Annotated in this window: 1 protein-coding gene; it reads left to right on the top strand. The window is 38.2% G+C overall.

Annotated features, from left to right (window positions below; translation table 11 throughout):
- The coding region (locus VSQ62_RS32315) for a tyrosine-type recombinase/integrase (protein WP_334638792.1) at positions 1-612 on the top strand (612 nt) is incomplete at both ends.

The raw sequence follows: 612 nt of genomic DNA, 5'->3' as shown, positions 1-612 counted from the left end.
CGTACTGCTCTGGATGGCTGCAAAGAACCAAAATTATATATAGCCATGAATCTGGCATTTGCATGTTCTTTGCGTTTGGGTGAGATCATTGGCCTTCAGTGGGACAATGTTCACATCTCAGATGCTGATATAGCTGCTGATGATGCACATGTGATTATTATGCAGGAACTTTCAAGAGTATCCAAGGATGCAAGACAGTTTATGGATGAAAAAGATATTATTCAGGTCTTTCCTTCTATGATGAATGGAACCAGCACCAATTTGATATTAAAAACCCCTAAAACTGAATCCAGCGTCCGTAAGGTATGGCTTCCTAAAACAGTTGCCTATATTTTGAGAAAATGGAAAGAAGAACAGGAAGAGGTAAAATCGTTCTTTGGCGATGAATATTACGACTATAACCTGGTCGTTGCTTTACCCAATGGCAGACCATGCGAATCCAGAGTTATAGAGAAGGAATTTAATAAGTTAAAAGAAAAACTAAACCTTCCCAATGTTGTTTTTCATTCTCTCAGACATTCAAGTACGACTTACAAATTGAAATTAAACAAAGGGGATATTAAGGCAACACAGGGCGATACCGGACATGCACAGATTGATATGATTACAGAT

This window comes from Sporofaciens sp. JLR.KK001, assembly GCF_036941055.1.
Taxonomy (GTDB): Bacteria; Bacillota; Clostridia; order Lachnospirales; family Lachnospiraceae; genus Sporofaciens.
Note: the sequence above shows the minus strand (reverse complement) of the source record. Positions and strands in the feature narration are given on the sequence as shown.